This window comes from Winogradskyella pelagia, from assembly GCF_017581965.1.
In the GTDB taxonomy this organism is placed as follows: Bacteria; Bacteroidota; Bacteroidia; order Flavobacteriales; family Flavobacteriaceae; genus Winogradskyella; species Winogradskyella pelagia.
This window is the reverse complement of record NZ_JAGEVF010000001.1, coordinates 449,460-470,670: the sequence shown is the minus strand read 5'-3', so window position 1 is coordinate 470,670 and position 21,211 is coordinate 449,460. Positions and strand designations below refer to the sequence as shown.

16 protein-coding genes are annotated in these 21,211 nt (G+C 35.9%); 15 read left to right on the top strand and 1 reads right to left on the bottom strand.

Annotated elements, in window-relative coordinates:
- Positions 1–2: 2 nt before the first annotated feature.
- The 6 genes from J4050_RS02125 (at position 3) to J4050_RS02100 (ending at position 8,650) form a co-directional block, all read left to right on the top strand.
- On the top strand, positions 3–1,013 hold the full coding sequence (locus J4050_RS02125; RefSeq protein ID WP_208152283.1) for an isoaspartyl peptidase/L-asparaginase family protein: 1,011 nt from the start codon (positions 3–5) through the stop codon (positions 1,011–1,013).
- Between the two features lie 301 nt (positions 1,014–1,314).
- Positions 1,315–3,222 (top strand): histidine kinase dimerization/phosphoacceptor domain -containing protein, encoded by a 1,908-nt coding sequence (locus J4050_RS02120; RefSeq protein ID WP_208152282.1) that lies wholly within the window; start codon positions 1,315–1,317, stop codon positions 3,220–3,222.
- Positions 3,219–3,935: a LytR/AlgR family response regulator transcription factor gene (locus J4050_RS02115; protein WP_208152281.1), complete on the top strand. Its 717-nt coding sequence runs from the start codon at positions 3,219–3,221 to the stop codon at positions 3,933–3,935. Before J4050_RS02120 ends, J4050_RS02115 begins: the two co-directional genes overlap by 4 nt.
- Before the next feature lie 162 nt (positions 3,936–4,097).
- On the top strand, positions 4,098–6,746 hold the full coding sequence (locus J4050_RS02110; RefSeq protein WP_208152280.1) for a hypothetical protein: 2,649 nt from the start codon (positions 4,098–4,100) through the stop codon (positions 6,744–6,746).
- Between the two features lie 122 nt (positions 6,747–6,868).
- Positions 6,869–7,843, top strand: a complete 975-nt coding sequence (locus J4050_RS02105; RefSeq protein WP_208152279.1) for a hemagglutinin protein — start codon at positions 6,869–6,871, stop codon at positions 7,841–7,843.
- 12 nt (positions 7,844–7,855) lie between these two features.
- The gene (locus J4050_RS02100) at positions 7,856–8,650 is read left to right on the top strand and encodes a T9SS type A sorting domain-containing protein (RefSeq protein ID WP_208152278.1); all 795 of its coding nucleotides are present in this window, start codon (positions 7,856–7,858) and stop codon (positions 8,648–8,650) included.
- Positions 8,651–8,673: 23 nt separating this feature from the next.
- On the opposite strand, the gene J4050_RS02095 is transcribed toward J4050_RS02100, so the two are convergent.
- Positions 8,674–10,086 (bottom strand): aldehyde dehydrogenase family protein, encoded by a 1,413-nt coding sequence (locus J4050_RS02095; protein WP_208152277.1) that lies wholly within the window; start codon positions 10,084–10,086, stop codon positions 8,674–8,676.
- 274 nt (positions 10,087–10,360) lie between these two features.
- On the opposite strand from J4050_RS02095, the gene J4050_RS02090 reads away from it, so the two are divergent.
- The 9 genes from J4050_RS02090 (at position 10,361) to J4050_RS02050 (ending at position 21,139) form a co-directional block, all read left to right on the top strand.
- Positions 10,361–10,621: a hypothetical protein gene (locus J4050_RS02090; RefSeq protein WP_208152276.1), complete on the top strand. Its 261-nt coding sequence runs from the start codon at positions 10,361–10,363 to the stop codon at positions 10,619–10,621.
- Positions 10,622–11,042: 421 nt separating this feature from the next.
- Positions 11,043–13,889, top strand: a complete 2,847-nt coding sequence (gene polA / locus J4050_RS02085) for a DNA polymerase I (protein ID WP_208152275.1) — start codon at positions 11,043–11,045, stop codon at positions 13,887–13,889.
- Between the two features lie 24 nt (positions 13,890–13,913).
- Complete coding sequence (locus J4050_RS02080; RefSeq protein ID WP_208152274.1) at positions 13,914–14,873, top strand: L-threonylcarbamoyladenylate synthase; 960 nt, start codon at positions 13,914–13,916, stop codon at positions 14,871–14,873.
- 57 nt (positions 14,874–14,930) lie between these two features.
- Positions 14,931–15,659 carry a porin family protein gene (locus J4050_RS02075; protein WP_243878520.1) on the top strand — a complete coding sequence of 243 codons (729 nt, stop codon included), beginning with the start codon at positions 14,931–14,933 and terminating at the stop codon, positions 15,657–15,659.
- Positions 15,660–15,663: 4 nt separating this feature from the next.
- On the top strand, positions 15,664–17,079 hold the full coding sequence (locus J4050_RS02070) for a hypothetical protein (RefSeq protein WP_208152273.1): 1,416 nt from the start codon (positions 15,664–15,666) through the stop codon (positions 17,077–17,079).
- 64 nt (positions 17,080–17,143) lie between these two features.
- Positions 17,144–18,244 carry a hypothetical protein gene (locus J4050_RS02065; RefSeq protein ID WP_208152272.1) on the top strand — a complete coding sequence of 367 codons (1,101 nt, stop codon included), beginning with the start codon at positions 17,144–17,146 and terminating at the stop codon, positions 18,242–18,244.
- 67 nt (positions 18,245–18,311) lie between these two features.
- A complete protein-coding gene (locus J4050_RS02060; RefSeq protein ID WP_208152271.1) occupies positions 18,312–19,037 on the top strand; it encodes a DUF2092 domain-containing protein in 726 nt (241 codons plus the stop codon).
- An 18-nt stretch (positions 19,038–19,055) separates the two neighbouring features.
- On the top strand, positions 19,056–20,090 hold the full coding sequence (locus tag J4050_RS02055; protein ID WP_208152270.1) for a DUF6515 family protein: 1,035 nt from the start codon (positions 19,056–19,058) through the stop codon (positions 20,088–20,090).
- 143 nt (positions 20,091–20,233) lie between these two features.
- Entirely contained in the window at positions 20,234–21,139 is a 906-nt protein-coding gene (locus J4050_RS02050) for an amidohydrolase family protein (RefSeq protein ID WP_208152269.1), read from the top strand.
- Positions 21,140–21,211 lie beyond the last annotated feature (72 nt).

The window sequence follows — 21,211 nt, the reverse complement described above, 5'->3', positions numbered from 1 at the left end:
TTATGAAAAGAAGAGAATTCATTAAAAATGCTTCTTTAACTGGAGTAGGCCTAGCGGTTGGAAATTCCTTGGTAGGCTGTGATGAGACCAAATCAAAGCCCATCAATGAAGCTAATAAAACTGTAATAGCAGACTCAAAAAGGTTACCATTAGTTATCGCAACATGGCATGTAAAAGAGGCCACAGCTAAGGCTATGGAAGTGCTGCAAGCTGGCGGAAATGCGCTTGATGCCGTTGAACAAGGGTGCATGGTAGAAGAAGCCAATGAAAAAGGTCAATCGGTTGGTAAAGGTGGTTTGCCTGATCGCGATGGCAATGTAACTTTAGATGCCTGCATAATGGATAAACATGGTAATTGCGGCTCAGTTGTTTACCTTCAAAATATCACTCATGCTGTTTCTGTAGCGCGCAAGGTTATGGAAGAGACGCCTCATGTGATGCTTGCAGGAGAAGGTGCCAAACAATTTGCTATTTCAAGCGGTTTTGAACCCGAAGATTTGCTAACAGAAGCATCAAAAGAAGCTTGGGAGAAATGGAAAGTTGAAGCCAAATACAAACCTATCATCAATATTGAAAATCACGATACTATAGGTATGCTAGCGATTGATAAGAATGGAGATATCTCTGGTGCTTGTACTACTAGTGGATTAGCTTATAAAATGGGAGGACGTGTAGGTGATTCTCCAATTATAGGTTCTGGATTATTCGTAGATAATGAAATAGGTGCTTGTGTAGCGACTGGACTTGGAGAGGAAGTGGTTAAAACTGTTGGCAGTTTTTTAGTTGTAGAATTGATGCGGCAGGGCAAAAGCCCACAAGAAGCGTGTGAAGAGGCCATTAACCGTATTGTTACAAAACCCAATAGCAACTTCAAGGACTTTCAGGTAGGCTATATTGCAGTAAATAAAAAAGGGGAAACAGGAAGTTACTCCATCCACCAATGGTTTAGTATGACGAAGTTTCAAGATGGTGTTAATGAGCAGATACAATCAGATTATTATAATAAAAGTTAAAACCATTTTATAGTCCATTGGGCCATGTCCGCTCTGAACTTTTAGTAGCACTAAAAGACCACTCTTTATAACCATAATTAAGCTTTATGGTTACACGCTCTGGTTAGCTTATGTATTCAATATTTATCTTTTTAAAGTAAAAACACCTCTGCCCACTAAAAAAATAGTGTCAGTGACCAAAAAAATTAAGTCATATCTTAGAGAGTTTTTAAATTTAGGGTGATTTCTACGGTCATATTATTAAAATCGCGAAAGAAATGTAGATTTGAAGTCGTGACTTTCTAAATTAATAGCTGAGCTTTTGAGACTTTTACTAATCATATTTTTTTTTCCAATTGTGGTATTTTCACAAAATACTTCTCAAGCCACTATTGATAGTGTTGTAGCTCTGGAAAAAGATGAAAATCTAAAAGAATTTAAAAGCCTTCTTCGTAAAATAGATCAATTGCCGAGCAGTGAATCTATACCTAAATTTGAATATATTGATGATGCCATTAAAAGCAGAGACTCACTACGCTTACATGCATACTCATACTATACTAGTACATTATTACGTGCTGGAAAAAACAACGAAGCTCTAAAAATTAATACTAAGGGATTACAACTAGCAAAAAGCCTTTACTGGCCCTATTTTTTGTTTGAATATTATCAAATGCGTGCCAATATATTTGATGATGAAGCTGTTTTAGACTCTACTATATTTTATATTAATAAGGCAGAAGAAATAATAACCAAAAACAAAAAAGAACTTGGTTATAATATGACGAGAGTTTATCAACAACGTGCCCTACTTGAACAAAAATTAGGACATCCAGAAAAAGAAGACAACTACATTGAAAAAATAGCGGAAGTTATTTCATTATATCCAGATAAAAGCGGAAATGCATTTAACTTAGCTATGGTTGTTTACCATTTCAAAACAAAGAAAAATTACATTAAACATGCCTATTACGCACAACAATTAAAAGCATTATATTTAAAAAGAGATGGTTTTAATTCTCCAAAAGCTCACGAATCTCTTTCATCTATGCTCAAAATTAACAATACCGATGAGCAAATAATGGAGCTTAAGCAAATTCTAAATAGTAATGACAGCTTAAAATACAGTTTTTTATTGCCTCAACTAGCAAATAATTTAGGTGGCAAATTATCGGAAATAGGCAAGTACAAAGAAGCAATTTATTATTTTAAAAGATCTTTACGCTATAACGATAAAAACGTAAGTCCTTACAGCAAAGTTATTAGCTATGAAAATTTATATCAAGCATATTATAAAAACAAGGATTATGAAAAGGCTTTGGATGCACTCAACTCCAAAAACGCCCTTGTAAATGATATAAGAAAAAAGGAAACCCTCCAAAAGGTTACTGAACTAGAAGTTAAATATGAGACTGAAAAAAAAGCTAACGAATTACAACTTTTAAAAGCAGAAAACGCCACAAAAGAAAAAGCCAAACAACTCTATCTCATTCTAGCACTATCTGGTCTTATCATTGCTGCACTATTTGCCTTATTTGCATACAAACTCAAAAAGCAAAAACTAGTACTAGCCCATCAAAAAAAGGATTTAGAAAAAACAATTAATGAGAAAAACGTACTATTCAAAGAAATTCATCATCGGGTGAAAAATAGTCTTCAAGTAGTTTCTTCGCTCCTTTTTCTACAATCTCAGAACATAATCGATTCGCAAGCAAAAGAAGCTATAAAGGATGCTCAAAACAGAGTCCGCTCCTTAACATTGATACATCAAAAATTATACAGTAAAAAACATTTGGTTGGTGTTGAAACAAAAGACTATATCACAGATTTAGTGCAAGATATTTTTAGCAGTCATCAATTAGAATCACAACATTTAAATACAGAATTAGATGTTGAAAATATAATCTTAAACATTGATAGCTTAACACCCATAGGACTTATTTTAAATGAGCTTATTGTGAATGTATTAAAGCATGCTTTCAAAGACAATAGTAAAGACAATAAACTCCTTATAAACTTTTACAAAAACAATGGTTCATTAATCCTAAAAGTTGATGATAATGGCATTGGATACAATGAAGCAAATGGAAGAAAAAACTCTTTTGGACTTAAACTTATAAATTCGCTTTCTAAAAAATTAGATGCAACGTTTACCATAAAAGCCAAGACAACTGAAGGTACTGAAGCACAACTAATTATTAACGATTTTGACATTATTAAAACACCTTGAAAGGACTAAACATACATATTGTTGAGGATGAACCATTAATTGCAGAGACAATTAAAACCATCTTGGAAAATGATAATCATACCATTACAGGTATAAGTCTCAGAGGTAAAGACGCCATCTTTGATATAGAAGACCTAAAACCAGATTTAGTCCTTGTTGATATTATGATTAAAGGCGATATGGATGGTGTAGATGTCGTAAATCATTTTAAAAACAAACTAGATATTCCCTTTATATTCCTGACCTCGCTTTCTGATGAAAATACGCTTGAGCGTGTTAAATCCACAAATCCATCGGGCTATATTGTAAAACCATTTAATGAAAACACATTAATGGCCAATATAGAATTGGCCTACCATAAATATGAAACCGCTAAATCTAATATCACGGTAAATGAAAAGAGTGATGATTTCTTTATTAAGAACAAGGGCGAACTCATTAAAGTAAAACAAAGTAGCATTCTGTTTTTTGAAGCCTACGACAATTATTGTAATCTATATACTTCAGAAAAAAAGCACTTACTGAGCAATACCTTAAAAAAAGTAGAAGAAAAATTACCTGCTTCCATATTCTTAAAAGTACATCGGTCTTATATCATCAACTTCTCCAAAATAGACTCTATTCACGATGGTTATATCTTTATAAAAAACCATAAAATCCCCTACAGCAAATCGCATAAAGAGCAATTGATTAGAAAACTCAATTTGCTGTAATTTCATTTACTTCCTTTTTTATTCCGTTCACTAATTTAATTAGTGTACCCACCCATTTATTAGATGTTCATGGGCTATTGCCATTAATTTTATGATATCATTCTGGGCTAAAGGACTCTTTTTTAGAAGTTCAGATGTCAATAAAAATTAATTACTACATCCATGAAAACATATCTCTATTCCCTCGTTCTTGTACTTTTTAGCACCGTATCACTTACCGCTCAAAACAACAGTATTAACTACAAAGCCATCATTAAAGACAATTTGGGCAATGTTGTAGCTAACGAAACCATTACAATCCAATTATCCATTCTACAAGGTGTGACTCAGACCAATGTCTATCAAGAGACCCATACACCAACTACAGATGCCAACGGCCTCGTAATTTTAAACATTGGTGAAGGCACTGTTGATTCAGGTGACTTTTCAAGCATAGATTGGGCGAGTGCCGAACATTTTTTAAATGTACAGATCGATACTGGCAGTGGCCTAGTAGATCTTGGTACAACTCGGTTTATGACAGTACCCTATGCGCTTAATGCCGAAACTGCGAATAATGTCAATGGGCTTAATACGATAACTGAGGATAGTAAAACGGGCTGGAGATTGAAAGACCGAAACCCCAATAATTATGGAAACATAGGTATAAACGCTGTAGATTTAAGCATTTCTAACGCAACTTCATCTACCTATGGTGCCACAGGCTTAAACTCTACGGCTATGGGTAATAGAACTGAGGCCTCAGGCGATTCCTCATTAGCTACAGGGTTCAGCACTATTGCTTCTGGGAATAATTCAACCGCTTTAGGAAGAAGCACTACAGCTTCTGGTATTTATTCTACAGCAATGGGAGAAGGTACCATAGCAGAATCCGTACAATCTACAGCACTTGGTAAATACAATGTTGGTGGTGGTGATCCACAATCTGTAGTTGGCACGGATCCCTTATTAGAAGTTGGTAATGGTACGTCTAATTCAAATCGCTCTAATGCTTTAACCATATTAAAAAATGGAACCATTGTCGCTCCAAGTCTAGATATCTCTGAAATAACAGATGATAAAACATTAATTACCAAAGAATATGCAGATTTAAATTTGGGCAGTTCTGGTCTTGAAGCTTTGGATGAAGGCAATGGTACGGGTTGGCGATTGAAGGGTAGCGACCCCAACAATTATGGTAATATCGGTGCTTTTGCCATAGATTTAAGTTTTAACAATTTGTCTTCAACTACAAAAGGTGCAACTGGTTTTAATTCATTCACAATAGGATTTGGCACAGAAGCATCTGAGAACAACTCAACTGCTATGGGACGTGAGACGGTAGCGTCAGGTTCTGGAGCAACTGCAATGGGATTTAGGACAGAAGCATCTGGATCTAATTCAACCGCGATGGGAAATAGATCAGTAGCATCTGGATCAAATTCAAGAGCGATGGGAAGTAGCACAGAAGCATCTGGATCTAATTCAACCGCGATGGGAAGTAGCACAGGAGCATCAGGAACTTCATCAACCGCGATGGGAACTAGCACAGAAGCATCAGGAAATTACGCAACAGCAATGGGGGTTTCCACAACTGCCTCAGGTTTCAATTCAACTGCTATGGGATTTGTAACTACCGCTGAAGCTTTTATCTCTTTAGCAATAGGGCGCTACAATATTGGCGGTGGAGATCCTTTCAATTGGGTAGAAACTGATCCACTTTTCGAAATCGGAAACGGCATATCTAACTCCAATCGCTCTAATGCGCTAACGCTATTTAAAAACGGTACCATAACCGCACCTAGCTTTGACCTATCTGAGATCACCGATGATAAAGCATTAATTACCAAAGAATATGCAGATTTAAATTTGGGCAGTTCCGGTCTAGAAGCCCTAGACGAAGGTAATGGAAATGGTTGGAGGTTAAATGGAGTAGATGCTGCCAATTATGGAAATGTTGGTAATAATGCTGTAGATTTAAGCCATAGCACTGTGGCGTCAAGTACACAAGGTGCCACTGGAGCCTATTCATTTGCTACTGGAAGAAACAATACGGCCTCAGCATTATATGCAACAGCCATAGGAAATCAAAATAATGCTACAAATATTGCTGCAGTAGCCATGGGTAGTTCTGCAAATGCTAGCGGTGATTATTCTATTTCATTAGGGCGCGAAACAACAGCATCAGGAGGCTCTTCAGTTGCTTTAGGTAGTGCTACAACCGCCACTAACATTGGTTCTATTGCTATGGGAAGTGCAACAGAAGCCACAGGCCGCAGCGCAACTGCTGCAGGACGTTTTACAAGAGCTCAAGCCTTTAGTAGCGCTGCACTAGGCCGCTACAATATTGGAAATGGTAATGCTAATAGTTGGATAGAATCAGATCCCCTTTTTGAAATTGGCAACGGCACGGATGATACAAATCGATCAAATGCCTTGACGGTTTTAAAGAATGGAAAGGTTGATATTCCTGGAGATTTAACGATTAATAATACAACAACTATTGGTTCATCAGGGACGGCTATATCAGAGGTCATTAAAATAACAGGTGTTGGTGATGCTGGAGGCACCACTATTATAGATTACCCAACAGGCTATAATTGGGAGAATACTCATGTAGTAAGCTGTAAGGTCAAATCTAATACTGGAGGTGCTCAAGGTCTCAATTGGTATACAACTGCTGGCAATTATACATCAGGAGATACTAATTCAGTATATGTCAACCTAGAAAATAGTTTTGCAAATACTAATCTAAATAAGATTCGTATCAAAATATCTGATAGCCAGTATATTGGAACAGAATATATTTTAATACTCATGAAAATAGACTAGTACAACTTTTTACGACAACGATTTCGGTTAACACGCTTTTTTAATAGAAACTAATTAAATCGGATAATATGGTAAGAACTAAAAATGGTACAGCTAAAAACTACTCTTAATATCATAAAATCATGAAAAAACACTTTATAATTTTCATAATTATAGCTCACAACTTCTTTAACTATGGCCAATCCATAGAAAAATTCAGCATAGATTCTGGTGGTGCATCTGCCTCTGCTGGTGGTGTAAATATGCTGTACACCTTAGGCGAAGTTAACGTACAAGAATACAGTATGCCTACGCTTTCCGTATCTGAAGGTTTTATCAACTCTAGTTTTAAGCTAAAAATAGACCCTGTAGTCTATCTACAAGGCCCTATTCTTAATCCAGATACTGGTGGCTTTATGAATGATGACCTACGTAGTGCAGGGCTTATACCAACAACGAGTCCTTATGCTGATAATGCCACGTGCGATGCTTCCGTATTTTCGGTAACTGGTAATGATGCCATAGTGGATTGGGTTTGGGTAGAACTGCGTTCTAGTAACGATAATACCAAGCTACTAAATGGTAAGTCTGGGTTGTTGCAACGCGATGGTGATGTGGTTGCTGTAGATGGTATCTCTACCTTAAACATGAATGCACCTCCTAAAGATCACTTTGTTGTGATTAAACACCGAAATCATCTTGGTGCCATGAGTCAGTTGCCCATTGTATTGGCTGAGGATATAACGACTATTGTAGATTTTACAAATTCTCTTTTTAACACCTTTGGCCTCAATGCACAAGCTGTTTTATCTACTGGTGATACAGCCCTTTGGACAGGTGATGCTGGTGACAATAATGCTGTGACATTTTCAGGCGCTAATAATGATGCCAATACCATTAAAGATTACATTTTAGCAGATACTGCAAACTTTCTCAATTTCATCACGTTTTCATCTACAGGCTATCTCATTGAAGATGTCAACCTAGATGGCATTGCACGATTCTCTGGTACCGCCAACGATAGCAACCTTATTAAGGATAATGTCCTAAATCATCCTGGAAACTTTCTAAACTTTCCAACCTACACCATTTCAACAACAGTTCCACCTTCAAATTAAAATAATTATATCATGAAACATTTTTACACAATTATTACGCTAATTTTTACTACAGTTCTAAGTGCGCAAAGCTATGAGTTTGCCCTAGTACAGAATTCGGACTTCAATTTTTCAGTGGTTGCTATCCCAGATTTTGATTCTGTTGGCAATACAGACATCTCAGACATTGGTTTTGCACTAATGCTACCTACTGGTAATGCAGACGTTTCCAATTTAACCCAGTTCAATGGACGAAATTTATCTTCTACTGAGGTGACTGCTGCTGTTCTTACGGCAAATGGTCTTGGAGATGGTACTCGTGATGGGTTTTTAATCAATCTTCCACCAGGACAAACCCTATTATCACATACCTCTGGACAACAAATTATCATCACTTCTTTTGATGTTACTAATATGCCAACTTCTGGTCAGCTAGAGATACTGAGTAATTCTGATCCTATTGCCCTGGGTTTAGGCGGTACGGTAGACAGTTTCTATAATGCCAATATTGATAATACAACAACTCAAGACTATTTTGGCGGGATTGCCTCAGGACAGGGCACATTTATGTTTAGTGTACTACATGTTGATGATGCAACACTATTTCAAGAAGACCTAGACCTTTACCCAAATCCTGCTAAAGACATTACGACTTTAGATACTCCTTTGGAAGTTAATGAAGTAAAGGTATATACCATTAATGGTAAGCTCGTTGCAACCTTTAATGGTATTAAAACCTTAAATATTGGAAACTTAGATGCTGGTGTTTATCTATTGAAAATTAAAGTTAATAATAAAATATCTATCAAGAGACTGATTAAACGGTAGTTTTAAAAATTTCTAATTGAAATCTAAAACCATTTTATAGTCCATTTGGCCATGTTCTCCTTTGACTTATTATAAGGTGGAAACAACAACTCCGTAATACCAAAGGTATGCTGCCTTACCACAGCCCGCTCGTTTGAAAAGGCCTTAAACCCGTAAAACCCATGGCTTTTACCAATACCACTATTATTTACACCACCAAAAGGTAGGTTATGGTTAGCGTAATGGATTATATTATTGTTGATACATGTACCGCCTGCCCTAGTGTTTTTAATTATTCTATCAATATTGGTTTTTGATTTGCTGTAGATATAAAGTGCTAGCGGACGTTCTTTGGAGTTAATATAGGTAATGGCGTCTTCAAAACTACTGTAAGTTACAATTGGCAAAAGCGGACCAAATATTTCCTCTTGCATTACACTTGTTTCGTCTGTAACATTAGACAATACCGTTGGAGCAATATACCTGCTCTGGGATTCACTTATTCCACCAATTTCTGTTACTGCACCATGTTGATTTGCGTTGTCAAGGTGAGCCCGTAACCTTTTAAAGTGTTTGTTTGTTACAATTCTACCATAAGAATGAGACGACGCTGGATGATTACCATAATATTTGGCAATCCATTTCTTACAGGCTTCAATAAACTGAGATTTTACTGTTTCATCAATAAGCACATAGTCTGGAGACACACAAATTTGGCCACAATTAAGAAATTTGCCCCAGACAATCTTTTTTGCTGCTAAATCTATATTGGCAGTACTATCAACAAGCGTTGGAGATTTTCCTCCGAGTTCCAAGGTTACTGATGCCAAATGTTTGGCCGCAGCTTTCATTACAATTTTACCCACTTGTGGAGATCCTGTAAAGAAAACATGGTTAAAAGGTAATTCTAATAAGGCTGTCGAAACCTCAACTTCGCCTTCTATAAGTGCAACCTCATCGTCATTAAAAACAGTTTCTATGATACTTTTCATTAAAGCTGATGAATATGGCGTCATCTCGGAAGGCTTGATAATAGCAGTATTGCCAGCAGCAATTGCTGAAATTAAGGGCCCAAAAGTTAAGTTAAACGGGAAATTCCACGGTGAAATAATTAAACACACTCCTTTAGACTCATATATAAAGTAAGAGCTAGCTCCTAACATAGACAAGGGTGTACTAACTCTTTGCTTGCGCATCCACAGCCGTAAATGCTTTTTTACATATTTAATATCACTGACTATCTGATAGATTTCAGTCATTTCACTTTCAACCCGAGGCTTGCCCAAATCTTTAAATAAAGCCTCTTGTATGTCTTTTCTAAATGTCTTTTCAATGGCAATCTGCAAGGCATTCAGTTTCTTAATCCTTTCTTTATAGTTAGACTTTCCAATATTGTACTTATTGGATTCTTGCTTTGAAAATAGGTCGTAATATGGGTTTTCTTTAAAATCTTTCATAGTAGTTTTAATCTATTTGCCTGTATCGCTTGTGTTTTGCTGCATTTCATCGATGTTATCCGTAAAGCACCCTATTTAGCTTATATTTTAACATTTTTCAGGTAGAAATAAAGCGATTTTAAAGGGCTAACAGCGCATTTTGTGCATTTCATCGATGTTTTTAACTAAGGCATGTCAGTTGTCTATTTATCCTCTTGTTTCGTCCAAAAGTTATCACTTAAACAATGAATAGGTTGTTTCTTTGATTCGAAGTTAAAAAAAAGGACTTCTAATTATGAAAAAAGTTTGTGCCATTATAGTATTCTTAACAGTATCTGCTCTCAGTTTTGGGCAAGATGCCACAGCTAGCGCATTAGGTAACGAACTAGAGAATGAAACTAAGTTAGAACAGCCTGCAGCTAAAAAAGCAACACTTACAACGCAAATGAAAGCAAAAGCTCTTAAGATAAACCGAAAAAAGAGCAACGATTTAATAAGTATTAAAGCTTATCGAAAAAGTCTTCAAATTAAGGTTAAGACTGTGAAGCTTTGCTAAACAATAAAATAAATGTGCTAAAAAAAGGTCGAAACGTTGTTTCGACCTTTTTTTATAGAACTATTCTTTTAAGTCTTTTTTGTAGAAGACAAGTTGCTCGCTACAAGCCCTTCTGATTATACCAATTATAAAATTAGAGTTTGCATCATAAATCTTTTCTCTAATACTGCTATAACTAATAAACTATTCATAAAAAAGTAATCCATATCGTCTAATATTAGATGATAAACCACATTATTGGATTGTCTTCAACTATAATTTGAGTGAAGAAAGCCGCATTAGAGAGCGGCTTTCTTTTTTTCATTTCAGCCAATACTGAAACCTGTTAAATTTAGCTTAAGTGTTTTATTTTTTTAGCTGTACAATCTTTCTTTTCAAGACTTAAGTTTTGTAGCTTTGAGACTCTTACAAAATCAATACAATGTCCGATCAAAAACGTCTTTTCTTAGTCGATGCCTATGCTTTAATTTTTAGGGGTTATTATGCGTTTATAAAGAATCCCAGAATTAACTCTAAAGGCGAAGACACCTCTGCCATTATGGGTTTTATGAACTCACTTTTAGATGTCATTAAACGAGAACGCCCAGACCATTTGGCCGTTTGTTTTGACAAAGGAGGCAGTGCCGACCGCGTTGAAATGTTTGAAGCCTACAAAGCTAATAGAGATGAAACACCTGAAGGTATTAAAACTGCGGTACCATACATTTATGAGATTTTAAAAGCTATGCATATTCCTATTATGGTAAAAGAAGGCTTTGAGGCTGATGATGTTATTGGAACACTTTCTAGGCAAGCCGAAAAAGAGGGCTATAAGGTATTTATGGTCACTCCAGATAAAGATTTTGCACAGTTGGTGACAGATAATATCTTTATGTATCGCCCAGTTTTTGGTGGAGGTTACGAGACATGGGGAATTCCTGAAGTGAAGAAAAAATTTGAAGTTGACAACCCATTGCAAGTGATTGACTTTTTGGGTATGATGGGTGATGCCAGTGATAATATCCCAGGTTTACCCGGTGTTGGAGAGAAAACTGCCAAAAAATTCATTAATCAATTCGGCAGTATGGAAGGTCTTTTAGAAAACACAGACCAACTCAAAGGCAAAATGAAAGAGAAAGTTGAAGCCAACAGCGAACTTGGTCTGCTCTCTAAGAAACTAGCTACCATAATGCTAGATGTACCTGTTGATTTCGATGCCAAAGACTTTGAACTCGACCATCCAGATATTGAAAAAGTAAAAGAAATTTTTCAAAACCTAGAATTTAGACGTCTTACGGACAACTTCTTAAAAACATTTTCTCAAGAGGCATCGACTTCTGCTTCAACTGAAAATACAACAAAAAAAGAAGTGCCTAAAGCTGCTTCAAAAGAACAGAAATCTGCAGGAGCGGGACAGTTTTCATTGTTTGGCGGAGATGATAGTCCTAAAACAGAAACAGTATCTGAATTTACACGAAAAACTGCCGAAACGACCACACACTTTTACCAAAGTATAGCTCCTGGTATGGCAACCCAACTATTCGTAAAAAACTTATTAAATCAATCTTCGGTTTGTTTTGATACGGAAACCACAGGACTTAATCCACTAACCGCTGAATTAGTAGGCATTGCCTTCTCGTGGGAAGCTGGCAAGGGCTTTTATATGCCATTTCCAGAGGATAGAAACGAAGCTCAAGACTTAATAGAAATCTTAAGACCATTTTTTGAAAGTGAAACCATTGAAAAAATCGGTCAGAATTTAAAATATGACATTAAGGTATTGGCTAAATACAATATTGAAGTAAAAGGCAAACTCTTTGACACCATGTTAGCACACTATTTGATCAATCCAGATATGCGCCACAATATGGATGTCCTAGCAGAAACTTACCTCAATTACACCCCTATTTCCATAACAGAGCTCATTGGTAAAAAAGGCAAGAATCAACTTTCAATGCGAGAAGTCCCTATTGAAAAACAAACCGAATATGCAGTTGAAGATGCCGATATTACTTTACAACTCAAGGAGCACTTTGAAAAAGAGCTAGGAGAAGCCAACACACAAAAGCTGTTTAACGATATTGAAATTCCATTATTGCGTGTCTTGGCGTCTATGGAATTAGAAGGTATTAATTTAGATAAGGATTTTTTAAGTTCACTTTCTGAAGCGCTCAATAATGATATAGCAAATCTAGAGAAAAGTATATTTGAAGCTGCTGGTGAAGAGTTTAATATTGCTTCACCAAAGCAATTAGGTGTGATTTTATTCGAAAAAATGAAGTTGGTCGATAAACCTAAGAAGACCAAAACGGGTCAATATTCAACTGCAGAGGATGTGTTGAGCTATTTGGCAAAAGACCACAAAATCATTCAAGATATTTTAGAGTATAGAGGTTTGGCAAAACTAAAAAGCACCTATGTTGATGCTTTGCCATTACAAGTAGAAGACAGTACAGGAAGAGTTCATACTGATTATATCCAAACCGTAGCTGCTACAGGACGTTTAAGTAGTAATAATCCTAATCTTCAAAATATTCCTATAAGAACAGAACGTGGCCGCCAAGTCCGCAAAGCCTTTATCCCAAGAAATGAGGAGTATACTTTATTAGCTGCGGATTACTCTCAGATAGAATTAAGGATTATTGCTGCACTTAGCGAAGAAGAAACGATGATTGAAGCCTTTAAAAATGGTGAAGATATCCATGCCTCAACTGCTTCAAGAGTTTTTAATGTTCCTCTTACCGAAGTGACACGTGAGCAGCGTAGCAACGCTAAAACGGTAAATTTTGGGATAATCTATGGCGTGTCTGCCTTCGGATTAAGTAACCAAACCGATTTATCTCGTAGTGAAGCTAAAGAACTTATTGATACGTACTATGAAACCTATCCAAAGTTAAAAGCTTACATGAGTAAGCAGGTTGATTTCGCAAGAGATAATGGTTATGTTCAAACCGTATTAGGAAGACGTCGCTATTTAAAGGACATCAATTCTCGTAATGCAGTAGTTAGAGGAGCAGCAGAGCGCAATGCGGTTAACGCTCCAATACAAGGTAGTGCGGCAGATATCATTAAAATTGCCATGATTAGGATTCATGAAAAATTAACCGCTGGTAATTACAAATCTAAAATGCTATTGCAAGTACATGACGAATTGGTTTTTGATATTTATAAACCAGAATTAGAAACCATGAAAACACTTATCAAAACTGAAATGGAAAAAGCGTATCAACTCTCAGTTCCGTTAGATGTTGATTTAGATATTGGTGATAATTGGTTAGAGGCGCATTAAAATAAATCCTTTTATAAGTTTTGAATGAGTATCATCTCCACCGATATAAATAAAGCTATTGCTATTCTTAAAGCTGAGCAACTTGTTGCCATACCAACGGAAACGGTTTATGGGCTTGCAGGAAATATTTTTAGTGAAAAAGCCATAAAGGCCATTTTTAAGACGAAACAACGGCCTCATTTCAACCCTCTAATTGTTCACATTGGCAACAAAAAAAATCTTGATACCATTGCTTCCTACGTCCCAAAGAAAGCACAACTGTTAGCCGACACATTTTGGCCCGGAGCTATTACATTGGTCTTACCTAAACGAAATCATATCCCTGATATAATAACCGCAGGAAAATCCACCGTAGCTGTTAGAGTTCCAAACCATCCTTTGACTTTAGAACTTTTAAGCAAATTAGATTTTCCACTGGCGGCACCCAGCGCTAACCCATTTAACCGAATTAGTCCAACCACTGTTGGGCATGTTGAATCTTATTTTGGGAGCACTATAGATCTTATTTTAGATGGCGGACCATGCAAAAAAGGGATTGAATCTACTATTATAGGATTTGAAGGTGAAGAACCTGTGATTTATCGTTTAGGATCCATATCAATTGAAGACATAGAAGCGGTAGTAGGCCGCATTGGTATAAAGAATACAAAGACAAATAAACCATTAGCTCCTGGAATGTTAGAACGCCATTACGCCCCAAAGACCAAAACAGTTCTTACGGATTCCCTTAAAGACGCCATTAAACAATATTCAGGTCTTAAAATTGGTATCTTAGCTTTTAACGATTTCATGGAAGATGAGAATATTTCTGCCAAAAGGGTTTTGTCTAATACTGGCAATAACCTTAATGAAGCGGCTGCCAAGCTTTATGATGCGCTACATATGCTCGATAAGCAGAACTTAGATATCATAATTGCCGAGCGATTACCAGATTTTGGTTTGGGAAAGTCTATTAATGACAGACTGAAAAGAGCGGCGAAATAAACTTCATGAATGCCGTTAAAATCATTTTATTAACTTTCGCACATAATAATCAGACCAATGAAGCCTCTTAAATCAGTTTTTCTAATGCTCTTCCTGACATTTTGCCTTCAGGGACAATCCCAAATACTATTGTCGTTAATTTTTGGAGATAAGTTGAATTCTGATGGTCTTGAATTCGGACTTGAAGGAGGTTTTAATTTTTCAGACATTAACACTTTAGAAGCCAACAGGCGTTTAGCCTCATTAAATCTTGGTTTTTATTTTGACTTTAGATTGAAAAACCAATGGAATATCTATACAGGTGTCTTAGTAAAAGCAAGACTTGGCGATGACAGACTCTCTGAAAACGACTTGGCTTTTCTTGGAATTACACCTAAACAAGAAAATGGTGACTACACGCAACGAATCAGTTATTTTGTAGTACCTGTACTATTGAAATACAATTTTAAAAACAGAATCTATTTGGAAGCAGGTCCACAATTTGGACTCATGTACGATGCCTTTGTAGAATTTAATGCAGACAATAGCTCTACAGAAACTCGAATAAGGGATTTTAATAAAGACAACATTAATAAAATAGATACAGGTTTAACCATTGGTACAGGTTACAAACTCAGAGCCACAGATGGCATGACCATAGGGATTAAATATTATCACGGTCTTACAAACGTCTATAAAAACGTATCAGGGACAAACAATAATTCTATTTTTTTAAAATTAAATATTCCTATTGGTGCCAATAAAGCGAAAAAATCAAAAGATAAATCTGAAGGTGTTACCAAGTAATAGGATGCGGGCTAAAATAATTTTATTCTGTATTGGTATTTGCAGCACTATGCTCAATTGGAGTCAACAAGGTAATTATAAGTTCAATAATTTTGGTAACCGGTCTATACTTTTGTCAGGTAATGTTACAGGTAGTGTCTCAGATATTGGTTTAGTATTTTACAATCCTGCACGATTAACAAGTATTGAAAATACAGGGTTTGCATTTAATGCCAAGGCATATCAATTAAATTCTTTGATTTTGACTACCGTGCTAGATGAAGAAAGGCAAATTGAGAATACATCTTTTGGAGGGGTACCCTCAATGGCTGGTGGTACTTTCAAACTCTTTGGTGAGCGTTTTGGTTATTCATTTATTTCTCGAAGGCGAAATGATTTAAATTTAGGCATCTCAAGCAATCAAATCACCGATAATATTCTCAACTTTTTTCCTAGTACTGAGAATTATGGTTTAAATGCTTCTGTTAATTCAAATGTGAGAGAAGATTGGTATGGTTTAACATGGGCAACGGAGGTAAATGACAATCTAAGTCTTGGGATTTCAGCTTTTGGATCGTCCTATAAAGATAGTGGCTCACGAAGTATAAGTCACACTATCCAGTACAATTCAGATGCAGTAGCCTATTACTTGACCCAAACAGGATTTAGTCAAAAATCATATGGGCTCTATCTAAAACTAGGAATGAGCTATAAATTAAATTCAATTGACCTAGGCTTAAATATCAATCTGCCTTATTTAGAAATCTATGAGGATGCCTCCTACAACTATAATCAAGTGGTATCTGGTGCAGGAAGTGGTTCTGATGTATTCTATACTTATGGCTTCGATAGCCTCGATGCAAGACGCAAGGAGCCTTTTGGTATTTCAATTGGCGCGGGTATTCCCGTAAATAGGAGTAAGATTCATCTCAATTTAGATTTCGTTTCTGGTATTTCAGATTTTACTCGAATACGTATTCCAGATATTGATATTGGTCAACCCAACCTAATACCTGTTCCATTTAATGAAGAACGCAGAGCCATTATTAACTTTGGTGCAGGTGGTGAGGTATATATATCTGAAAAATTTAAATCGTTTTTTGGATTTTCAACAGACTTTAATGCCTATAAAACCAACGCTTCAGTTTTAGATTTAACTACGAACGACTCAGACAATACAGCTATTGGCGCAAATTATTTTCACCTTAGTGGAGGAATCGATTGGAAGATGTCTTGGGCAAACATTATTTTAGGAATAACCTATGCTACAGGCTCAGCAGATTTTAACAACCCTTTTCAAATTAATGCATCTGGCCTAGATTTTAACAACACACAAAATTCAAATCTAAAAAACAGAAGATATCAAGCTATAATAGGATTAGAAATTCCTATTATCGAGAAAACAATTAGTAAATTCAATAAAAAAATAGGTGGCGAATAAAAATTACTTTGTTCAACAGTTATCTAGTGAAAATAGTATTTTTAAACTCACTTATCATTTGATTATGAATTTTAAAGTTTTTTGTGTTACGGTATTAATGGTCTTGTTTTATACAAGTAGTGTTAATAGCCAAGTATATTCCGAACTCACCGATAAACCGCAAGATACGCTTGAGTACAAAAACCTTTTACCCATTTTTGGAAAAAAAGTAAAAGAGCTTGGATTTGATTTACCCTACTCTGCGGGAATAAGTGTTAATTACTTATGGCAAAAATCAGATATTGTCATCTCAAATGTTGCTGTTGGTTTTAATAGTGGCGACTTAATTAATGTCGACGATATTATACGTTTTAATTCTACAACGGCAGAGTCTAACGGTGTAAATATTAGACCAGATGTTTGGCTCTTCCCTTTTCTAAATGTCTATGGTATTTTTGCCCAGGCGCAATCGCGTACTAATGTCGATGTAAGTATTGTAATTCCTAGAATTAATGAAGCCGAAGAATTGTTTAATATTCAAACCAACCCGCTCTTTAATACAACAACAGTTGGATTTGGTTTAACTCCAACAGCAGGTTTTTTTGGCGGCTGGATTGCTTTTGATATGAATTTTACCTGGACCGATGTAGATGCCCAGGAGAATCCTGTTTTCGCTTTTGTTTTTGACCCACGAATTGGAAAGACCTTTCAGCTGAGAAAACCAAATCGCAATATCTCATTTTGGGTTGGAGGCTTCAGACTTAAAGTTAAAAGAGATACTAGAGGCAGCCTTGGTTTAGATGAAGTACTACCATTTGAAGAATGGAATTCAAAAGTGGCGGCGGGCCAAACGAAAGTTGGCGATGCTCAGCAAGAGCTAGACCAATGGTGGGAAAATTTAAGCCCTATTCAACAACAAAACCCGGTAAATATTGTAAAAAGGGAAACGAACCAAGCCAAATTAAATGTAGCCTCTCGATTTTTAAATGGTGCAGAATCCGCATTAGATACTGCAGAAAGCTCAACCATTGATTATAGTCTAGACAAGCGTCAGTTAAGTATGTGGAATTTTGTTGTTGGGAGCCAATTTCAAATCAATAAGAGTTGGATGCTCCGCGCTGAATATGGCTTTTCTGAAGGTAGAAATACCTTTTTTACAGGCCTCCAATACAGATTTGGACTATAACCTATGAAATTATTCCTTTTTTTTTGATTAAATTAATAGTAGCTTTAAAAGCAGAAATCAATATCCTATGAAAAAACTTTTTATTTTAATTTTTATCTCAAGTGGTGTCCTTGGATACAGCCAGGAAATGACTAAAGTAGATACTGTAGCAGTTAATTTACTCAGTAAGATGAGTACTGTGATTGGAGAACTTACCTCGGTAACTTTTAATCTTGAAACGGCAAATGATAAAATGAACGACCTAAGGGAAAATGAAAGACATTTTAGTACGCATAAAATTCAAATGGTTGGTCCTGATAAAATGGCTGTTCACAGCAAAGGAGATTCTGGCAACAAAGCAATCTGGTACAATGGTGAAATTCTAACCTATTACTCCTTCGATGAAAATAATTATGTATCGCTTGAAGCACCAGATAATATCATTGACATGGTAGATGACATAAATAATCGGTTTGGAATTGATTTCCCTGGAGCGGATATATTTTATCCTAGTTTAGTTGATGATGTATTAGAAAATTTTGAATTTGTAAAATATCTCGGTTTTAAAACTGTAGACGAAGAAGAATGTTTTCATGTAATGGCAAGTAATAAGCATATGACTTTTCAAATTTGGATAAACAATAATGCTATGTTTACTCCAAAACGCTTTTTAATTATCGATAAAGAAAATGGCCATAAACACTATCAAGGAACTTTCTCCAATTGGAATATTAACCCAATATTACCAGAAAGCATGTTTAACTTTAGGCCTCCAACAAGTGCCAAATTGATTAGTATCCTAGCCAAATCTTAATTTTAAAAAATTTACAAAATGATTCCTTTACAAAAAACACATATCAGTCTTGCGTTCTTATTTACGCTTATGATGTTTATTTTACCAGAGCAACTCGAAGCTCAGCGTATGCGTCATAGTGCATCTAGAACACCTAGCAGAAACGTAAGTAGGCCGACGTCTAGACCGAAAACAACTACGCGACCACAATCGACAAATAGGCAAACTAGACCAACGACTAGACCTAAAACAACTACGCCTTCTACACGTAACAGGTCTATAAATGGCGGTAGCAATAGAGGGGCCAATAAAAAGGTAACAAGACCTACAACTTCAAATAAGACAACTAATAGAAGAACCTCAAATGTAAAAAATCGTACAACCGATCGCAGCGTTAATAGAAGCGGCAATAATAAGGTTGGTAATAGAAATAGAGTTGGTAATAACAATGTAAAGATAGACAGAAGCAGAAATGTGACTATTAATAGAAGAAACACCGTTGTTAGGCCAAGCTATAGACCCTACAGACGACCTCCTTATCGCTATGGCGGTTTTTATTACTATTGTCATAGACCTTATTTTTATCATCCTTACACACCATTTTATTGGGGACCTTATTATCGTCCTTGGGGCTATTTTGTAACGTCTATAGCTACTACAGCAATTATTGTGAGTATTGTAAATGATAGCAATGCCAAAGAAGAAGACAAGGAAGAGTACCACTACGAAAATGGAACTTACTATATGAAAACTGAAGATGGCTTTGTTGCTGTTCAAGCTCCGGTTGGAGCCCAAGTCCCTGATATTCCTGATGAAGCAGAAAAGGTGGTTATCGATGAAAGCAACAAAGATAATTACTACTATGCTGGTGCCTTCTACGAAAAAAATAATCAAGGATATATCGTAGTTCCCGCAACAGCAGGTACCATTGTACCCAATCTGCCAGAAGGAGGGGAAGAAGTTAAAATAGGTGAGCAGACCTATGTGCAATTTGGTGACACCTACTATCAACCAATCCAGGTAGATGGTAAGGATATGTATGAAATTGTACAAGTTACCGACCAAGAAAAATAGTCCTAAACTATATTACTTTAGACTTTGCCCTCCGTCAATTAATTGACGGAGGGCTTTTATATTGTTTTGCTCAACTATCACCTATCCTATAATTTTCTTTATACTAAAGTTCATTATATTGCTTCCGCATTTATAGGATTAATTTGAAAGACAAAATAGACGACATAAAAAATCTGCCAAAAGCAGATGTCCATAATCATCTACACCTATCTGGGTCTCAAGAGCTTTTTAAGCAGCGTTATCCTACTGCTAATATTAATTTTCCAACAAGTTATAATGGCTTAAATGGAATGATTGAATTTATCTACGGTCATCTCAACAATATTATGACAACTGATAAAGATGTAGTTAACTTTATGGAAATTGCTATTGAAAGTGCCATACAAGACAATGTAAGTTTACTTGAAGCAAGCGTGGATATTGGTTTAGCTCGATTTTTCAATGACTCAATAGAAAACGTTATTGAAGAGGTTAAACGTTTGAAAGAAAAATATAACCCTCAAATTCAATTTAAACCAGACTTTGGTGTAAACAAAGATTTAGATTTAGAAAAAGTATATAACTACAGTACAAAATGTATAGATAGTGGTGTTTTTAATGGTATCGATTTGTATGGACAAGAAGCTGGCAAAGACCTCAATCCATTTATTAGAATCTATGATATGGCCAAAGACAAAGGCATAAAAACTAAAGTACATATTGGAGAATTTTCCGATCACACAAGTATTGAAAAAACCATTTTACTGTTAAATCCGGATGAAATCCAACACGGTATTAGAGCTGTTGACTCTCAAAAGACTATGGATATGATTTTAGAGCGGGATATTCGTCTTAATATTTGCCCTTCAAGTAATAAAGCATTGGGAGCGGTAGCAGATATTGAAACACACCCTGTAAGAACTTTATTCGATTATGGAATAAAAGTGACAATTAATACCGACGACCTTATTCTGTTTAACGCCTCGGTTTCTGATGAGTATATAAAACTCATCAATAAAAATGTATTTTCACTAGAAGAGATTGATGTTATTAGAATTAATGCCTTCTAGCCTGCGTGGCCTTAACCCCAAGGTTATCTTATAAAATCATAATAGAACAACGTTAATTTAATAGGAATTTTT